At 71.0% G+C, this 7,170-nt stretch carries 4 protein-coding genes, 1 pseudogene and 1 CRISPR repeat array; all 5 genes and pseudogenes read right to left on the reverse strand.

From position 1 onward, the window contains the following. The first annotated feature begins 27 nt into the window (after window positions 1-27). A CRISPR array of direct repeats spans window positions 28-1,679; the repeat unit is 37 nt; unit sequence GTCGCAAACCCCTGAACGGGGCAAGGGGGGCCGGCCC. 367 nt (window positions 1,680-2,046) lie between these two features. Continuing rightward, window positions 2,047-2,325 carry a CRISPR-associated endonuclease Cas2 gene (gene cas2, locus AB1634_17385; GenBank protein ID MEW6221289.1) on the reverse strand — a complete coding sequence of 93 codons (279 nt, stop codon included), beginning with the start codon at window positions 2,323-2,325 and terminating at the stop codon, window positions 2,047-2,049. 4 nt (window positions 2,326-2,329) lie between these two features. Next, complete coding sequence (gene cas1 / locus AB1634_17390; protein ID MEW6221290.1) at window positions 2,330-3,367, reverse strand: CRISPR-associated endonuclease Cas1; 1,038 nt, start codon at window positions 3,365-3,367, stop codon at window positions 2,330-2,332. Between the two features lie 6 nt (window positions 3,368-3,373). Then, window positions 3,374-5,023, reverse strand: coding sequence for a CRISPR-associated primase-polymerase type A1 (locus AB1634_17395; GenBank protein MEW6221291.1), 1,650 nt, complete (start codon window positions 5,021-5,023; stop codon window positions 3,374-3,376). After that, entirely contained in the window at window positions 5,001-6,413 is a 1,413-nt protein-coding gene (locus AB1634_17400) for a tetratricopeptide repeat protein (GenBank protein ID MEW6221292.1), read from the reverse strand. The genes AB1634_17395 and AB1634_17400 overlap by 23 nt, the downstream gene beginning before the upstream one ends. A gap of 151 nt (window positions 6,414-6,564) precedes the next feature. Further along, a pseudogene (locus tag AB1634_17405) lies at window positions 6,565-6,699 on the reverse strand (type II toxin-antitoxin system RelE/ParE family toxin). Window positions 6,700-7,170 lie beyond the last annotated feature (471 nt).

Raw genomic sequence — 7,170 nt, forward strand, 5'->3', positions numbered from 1 at the left:
CCGGTCTCGCGAGAACGGCGAGATCCTGTCGCAAACCCCTGAACGGGGCAAGGGGGGCCGGCCCCGGCTACTGATTCAACCCGCCGGCCCCGCCGGCAAGTCGCAAAACCCTGAACGGGGCAAGGGGGGCCGGCCCAGTGTGCAAAGCATGGCCATCCATTTAGGTTCTGCCCGTCGCAAACCCCTGAACGGGGCAAGGGGGGCCGGCCCCAAGGAGGAGGAGCCATGTATATCCCGAAATGCGAAGTCGCAAACCCCTGAACGGGGCAAGGGGGGCCGGCCCAGAATCGACGAGGAGTATGGCCGGATCTATTACCTGGTCGCAAACCCCTGAACGGGGCAAGGGGGGCCGGCCCAGAATCGACGAGGAGTATGGCCGGATCTATTACCTGGTCGCAAACCCCTGAACGGGGCAAGGGGGGCCGGCCCCGAAGGACTGGGCTATCGCAGAAGCCCTAGGTTTTGGTCGCAAACCCCTGAACGGGGCAAGGGGGGCCGGCCCGCAGGATTGGCCCTGTTTTTCCTCGGGTGCTGTCTCGAGTCGCAAACCCCTGAACGGGGCAAGGGGGGCCGGCCCCCATGGATATCAACGGATGCCTCCGCACGGAGGCCACGTCGCAAACCCCTGAACGGGGCAAGGGGGGCCGGCCCAGAGCTGGACCGGACATGCCCCGGATGGAGGGGTGAGGTCGCAAACCCCTGAACGGGGCAAGGGGGGCCGGCCCTGCGCAATCGCGCCAACCAAGTCCTATACCGGGTCAGTCGCAAACCCCTGAACGGGGCAAGGGGGGCCGGCCCGAAGCCGAAGCCCTGCGGCTGTATTTCGACTCCGACGTCGCAAACCCCTGAACGGGGCAAGGGGGGCCGGCCCAGAACGCCGGCTCACCACCGGCCGAGAGGCGCATTGGGTCGCAAACCCCTGAACGGGGCAAGGGGGGCCGGCCCCGGCCGCCCAGGAGAGAATCGGAGAGGAATATAAGTCGCAAACCCCTGAACGGGGCAAGGGGGGCCGGCCCGTATTCCCGGGTTTACTATCTTCGGTACGGCGAGTCGTCGCAAACCCCTGAACGGGGCAAGGGGGGCCGGCCCCCATCCCCGTCCTCCTGCTCAGCGTGCCAGCGCCATGTCGCAAACCCCTGAACGGGGCAAGGGGGGCCGGCCCGCATGGCGAATCGGGCCGGCCGGACCTGTCGACCACGTCGCAAACCCCTGAACGGGGCAAGGGGGGCCGGCCCAGCCATGAAGATCAATGATATTATGGCGGGGAGTCGTCGCAAACCCCTGAACGGGGCAAGGGGGGCCGGCCCAAACCTCCCCGGAGGAATATGACCCCTCGTGGCGCGCCCCGTCGCAAACCCCTGAACGGGGCAAGGGGGGCCGGCCCGGGGCGGCCCTGTTCTTCTTGGGCTGCTACCTATCCACGTCGCAAACCCCTGAACGGGGCAAGGGGGGCCGGCCCTCATAACTGTCCTGACGGGCATACTAATCCTGACCCCGTCGCAAACCCCTGAACGGGGCAAGGGGGGCCGGCCCCGACCTGCTCTAGCCCCAGGAGGAGCACACCATGAGTCGCAAACCCCTGAACGGGGCAAGGGGGGCCGGCCCCCAAGTGGATATGGGGAGCCGCACAGCCCGCACCTGCGTCGCAAACCCCTGAACGGGGCAAGGGGGGCCGGCCCCCCTATCCAGAATCAACACGAAACGGGGCGCAGTTGCAAGCCGGATTTGTCCGATGGCGCTGCCGGAGGCGTGTATACCGTCTCCTCCCCGGACTACCTGGGACACGGTTTGGCCATGGTGGCCGGTTCCCGGCCGGCCGCGGGCGTGTCCGATGTCTCCAGGGCGCTGTTTCCGATTTTTCATGTTGTCCCAACCTGTTAGCCCTTTTGTCCCTGGCAACGGCCCCGCCATCGCCAGGTCCGACAGTCCACGCCTTTCGCCAGGGGCCAGGCCGCCTGGCGGCACCATACCATATAGCCCACCGCGGTTCCATCGGCCCAGGGTCACCACGCTGGCGCCGGTCCCCGCCGTTCTTCCCCCTGGCCTTCACGCCACCAGATGCACCCGGGTTTCCGGCGCCTCGCCGGTGCCGGTCCATTCCACCTCCTGGAGACAGTTGCCGCACAGGCGGTAGTAGCGCACCGAGTCGGTGAGGTGATCGATGAGGCCGGCCAGGCGGGTCTGGAGCTTGGCCAGCCGCTTTTCCGTGAGGTCCGGGCATTCGAACACCGACTTCTGGACCCGCACCCCGCAGCCCTTGAGGGCCTTGACCACCCGGTAGCGGACTCGGTCGTCGCTGACGTCGAAGGAGATGAGATAGAACACGGCGTCACCAGCCGATGCGGTAGGGGGGATAGGGCTGGCTGTCGTCTGTGAGCCAGCGGCCGAAGGCCTGAACCTGACCGTGGACGAGCCAGCGGACAACGGTATCGCCCTGGGGCCCGGGCAGGGCCGACTGCATGAAGCCCTCGTAGGCATGGATGAGGGCCCGGCAGACCGCCGGCTTCATGGACACCGGTCGAGCCGTCCCCTGGTCCTCCTCGTCTCCCTCGCCGGCGGCCTCCGGTGGCCGGCAGACGAAGTCCTCCGGCCCCACCATGCGGCGATTGCACAGGGTGAGCACCAGGCGGTCGGCGAAGACCCGCCACTCCTCCACGAGGTCGCAGGCCAGGGAGGGGCGGCCGGGGGCCACCTCGTGCAAGGCGCCCAGATAGGGGTCAAGGCCGGCGGTGCGGACCGCCGACAGCACCTCGTTGGTGAACAGGGTGTAGGCGAAGGAGAGCATGGCGTTCACCGGATCCCGGGGCGGCCGGCGGTTGCGGCCGGCGAAGCGCAGCTCCGGGTGGGTCAGGAGCAGGGCGAAGGCCTGGTAGTACAGACGGGCGGCGGCGCCCTCCAGGCCGCGCAGGGCATCGAGCTGCCGCTCCCCGGCGACCCGCAGGGCCAGAGCGCGGATCTGCAGGGCGAGAGGGCGGACCTCGGCGGCCGCCCCCCGGCGGGCGCGGCCCAGGAGGAAGCGGACCTGGTTCTCCAGCTTGCCGGCCACCAGCACCTGGGCGGCCTTGACCTGGAAATCCGGCTGGGAGAGCCTCTGGTACTGGGCCTGGCGCCGAGCCACATGGCCGGCCTCGTCCAGGAGCAGCCGGGCCCGGAACCGGCCGGTGCCGGTCAGGAACACCGTCTCCACCCTCTTTTGGATGAGAAAATCCAGGACCGCGCCGGACAGCGAGGCCCGGCCCATGAGGGTGAGCCGCTCGAGTCCTTCGGCCGGGATCAGCAGATCCTCGCCGCCCGGCCGCACCACCCGCAGGGCATCCCCGTCCTTGCGCAAACCGCTTCCCGGCTCGATGACATAGATCCGTTCCATGGCGCGTCACCGCGGTGGCAGAAACCGCTCCAGACAGGCCAGGGCCGAGCGCAGCTGCTCCACGGCGTCGGCCAGGTTCTCCACCCGCTCCGCTTTGGGGCTGGCCGCGGCCTGCTGCCAGTCCGGCAGATGGAGGAGGGGGTGCAGATAGCCGTCCGGCCGGCCGGGGAAGCGGCAGGGCAGATCGGAGCCGGCATCCAGCAGGGAGTGGAGGCGACGGCAGCCCAAAGGGGTGCCCCGCAGGCGGCTGATCTTGAAATCCAGCAAGGGCCGGTTGTACTCTGGCAGCGCGGCCAGGAGATGGTGCAAGGAGCCGCGGCCGTCCGGCAGATGGCCGACGGTGCCCAGGAGCACCTTCTCTTCCCGCAGGCTCAGCGCCCGGCCGCTGCGGCTGCTGGCGAAGATCTGGGCCAGCAGAGCGCAGCGCTCCTCCAGCATGGCCAGGGCCGGGAACTGCCGGGCCCAGTCGGCGAGGCGGGGGTGGACCAGCACCGTGGCCTGGCCGGCGGCAGTGGCCAGGGCCGTCAGGGCCGCTGCCGGCGCCGGCCGGCAGAAGGCCAGGAAGGCCAGCTGCGCCTCGATGCCAGCGGCCGCGGCCTTCAGGAATGACGAGGGCCGGCCGGTCGCCCGGTGGATGCCCAGGGGCAGCTTGACGAGATTCCCCAGGCCCTTGCCGGTGTGGCGGTCCTGCTTGGGGAAGACCTCCAACTGGAAACAGCGGACATCGCCCTGCACCCTGGCCACCAGGGCCAGAAGAGCTGCCCGCGCCTGGCCGGCTGGCACCGGCTCGGCCACCGGCAGCCAGAGGTGGAAGCCCTTGCCGCCGGAAAGCTCGACGATGGGGAAAAGCCCCGCCTCCCGGGCCAGCTCGGCGAGCCGGGTGAGGAGATAGGAGCCCTCCCGCCGCACCTGCTCCCGGGCCGCCCGGTCCAGGTCCGGCCGGCGGCAGGCAGGGGCCAGGTCGATATCCACCACCGGCGAGCGTACCGTGGCATCGGCACGCAGGAGATAGATGCCACTGGTGCGGCGACCGGCGAGATGGTCCTCCAGATCGGTCAGGGTCAGGGGCCGCCTGACCGGGGCATAGCCCTGCTCGCCCCGCTGCCGGTCCGCCCACTGGCGGGCGAAGGCATCCTCCCGGCCCTGAAACAGCTCCAGGTACTGGGCGAGCCGGGCCTCGGGGCGCCGCAGCCCCCCGAAAGGCCGGCAGGCGGCCTCGTCGCCGGCGGCCGGGTCTTCCGCCAGGCCCGGAGCCGGCGGCGGTGGCAGTGCACCGGCGGCCGGCAAGAGATCAGCCAGCCAGGCAGCCACCGGCTCGTCGCCGAGGATGGCCGCTGCCCGGGCCTTCACCGCCAGGGCCTCGACACCCCGGTCCAGGAGGGCGAGGATCTCCAGCCGCTGCCGCCAGGCGGCCGCCAGGTCGGGCTGCCGTTCATTGGCCCGCTCCAGGGCCGCCAGGGCCAGCTCCGGCCGGCCGGCGGCCTGGCCGATCCCGGCAAAGCGGACCAGCTCCGGCGGGGTGAGGTTCTGCCAGAAGGGACCACCGGCCAGGGCCCGCTCCAGGGCCGCCCGGCCGTCGCTGCCCAGGACCGCCTCCTCGAGACGCCGGAGCAGGAGGCCGAAATCAGGGTGCTCATCCGGGCGGGCGAGGGCCATGGCCGTCACCTCCTGACTCCAGTCCCTGGCGGATCCGCTCGGCCAGGCGGCCGAGATGGGGGTAGTGGAGATGCCGGCGCTCCAGCTCGGCGACGATGGCAGCTGCCTCGGCGAGGCGACCCAGGCGGAAGAGGCAGGCAGCCCGCCAGAACATCGCCTCCAGGGACGGGTTGCCGTAGGTCTCCTGGCAGAAGCGCTCCGCCGCCTCGGCCTCGGCCAGGGCCTCGGTGAGGCGGCCGCGGCCGAGATGGAGACGGGCCAGGCGCAGGAGCGGCCGGTGGCGGCTGCGGCGGTCCCGCTCCGCCGCCTGGCGCCAGAGCCGCTCCGCCTCCTCCGGGCGGCCCAGGGCGGCCAGGCAGTCCCCTTCGGTCCAGCGCACATACGGCCGGCGGGCCCGCTCCGGCACCCGGCCGATGGCGACCAGCCCGGCATCCGCCTCGCCCAGGGCCAGGCAGGCCCGGGCGCACAGCTCCCAGACGAAATCAATGGCCTGGTCGGGAGCGGCCGCCGCTACCGCCACCTGGCAGTGCTCCCGGGCCTTGGCGGGCCGGCCGGCGGCCAGATGGATCTTGGCCAGGCCGAAGTGGGTGAAGAGAAGGCCCACCGTCTCGCCGGCCGGGTCCTCGGCCAGGAGCTCTTCCAGCAGGGCCTGGGCCCGGGGCAGCCGGTGGTCCTCGGCCAGGCAGACCGCCAGGTGGTAGAGGCTCTTGCGGAACTTTGGCCGTTCCTGGTGCCGCTCCTGCCGGGCCTTCTCGGAGAGGGCCAGCCAGTTGGCCCGGGCCCGCTCGAAAAGCGGGATGGCCAGCCGGGATTTCCGCTCGATCTCCTGAAAAAGGATGCCCTGGCGGTAAAAGCCGGTGACGGTCTCCGGCCGCAGGGCCTGGCAGCGGCCGAAATGGCGGTGGGCCTCGGCCACGAGCTCTTGGCGGGTGGCGGGCGCCAGGGCCACCTTGCCGGTGCGGCAGGAGCGGATGTACTGGCAGGCGGTGAAGGCCAGGCTGCTGTGGCCGAGAAAGCTGTCCGGGAGCCTCGCCACCGCGAGGCGCAGGGTGGCGAGGGCCTCCGGAAAGCGGCCGCTCTGGCCCAAAGCAAAGGCGACCTTGAGCCGAAGCTCGGCATCGAGGCCGGCGGCCACCAGCTCCGGCACCTTTTCCTCCACCGGATGGAAGAGGGCGAGGAGGTCCGGCCAGCGGCAGCCGCGCACCAGTTCCTCGGCCTCGGCCAGGGCCGCCTGCTGGCCGGCGCTCGCCTGCTGGATCTGCCAGGGGGCGAGGGTGTCGTCCAGGAGAAAGGTGTCGTCAGGGGCGGGCAGCGGCGGGGCAACGGCGGCGGGACGGGGCTCGGCCGCCGGGGCCGGCGGGGTGGTGACGAGGGTTGCGGTCTCGGCCATGGTCTCCCTCCTGCCGGCCCCAAATGCCCCGCAGCCCCTGGCACCGTGTCAGGAGGGGGGCGGCAGCCGGCTTCGCCCTGTGCAAAGGGTTGGCATGATGATAGCCGCCATGGCCAGGCCAGGGCTGTTCCTGCAATATGGCAAGGAGAAGAGAGAGTGCCTTGGCGCGCCGGATGTCCCGCTTCTGGGTGGATTTGTCCCCACCCATGAGGAGCAGATGCACGACCTTGCCCTGTCGGGCCAGATAGACCCGGTAGCCCGGGCCGCTGTGGACGCGCATCTCGTGTTTCTTGAGGGCCTCGCGCAGCGAGAGCAGATACGGTAGCCGGGGGATTCATCCCCCGGCAGGAGGCGCCGGCGACAACCTCAACCGCCGCAACCCCCAGTGCCGGTCCCAACCCCTTGGGGCCGGACACACGGGGCGGGCATGCGCCGCGCAGGCCGAAGCCGCGGCGGATGCCCGGGGGCGCGGCGGTGCTGCCCGGCCGGCCTTGAAAGGCCGGCCTACCTCTTGGTACGCCACTCCGTGGCTCTGCAAGGAAGGCTTCTTCCGGAGCCTCGCGCTGCGAGAGTTGCCATGCGCGGTGCGGGCCACGATGGGTGAAAGCGACCTTCTTGGCCGAGGCGGCCTTGACCGCCGGCAGCCCGCCAGAAGGCGGATGTTTCCTTGAGAGCGAGAGCAGATACGGTAGCCGGGGGATTCATCCCCCGGCAGGAGGCGCCGGCGACAACCTCGACCGCCGCAACCCCCAGTGCC

Source organism: Thermodesulfobacteriota bacterium (genome assembly GCA_040755095.1).
Classification (GTDB): Bacteria; Desulfobacterota; Desulfobulbia; order Desulfobulbales; family JBFMBH01; genus JBFMBH01.

Coding starts and splice junctions, on each gene's coding strand:
- cas1 (MEW6221290.1), bottom strand. CDS start 3,367: ATGGAACGGATCTATGTCATCGAGCCGGGAAGCGGTTTGCGCAAGGAC.
- AB1634_17395 (MEW6221291.1), bottom strand. CDS start 5,023: ATGGCCCTCGCCCGCCCGGATGAGCACCCTGATTTCGGCCTCCTGCTC.
- AB1634_17400 (MEW6221292.1), bottom strand. CDS start 6,413: ATGGCCGAGACCGCAACCCTCGTCACCACCCCGCCGGCCCCGGCGGCC.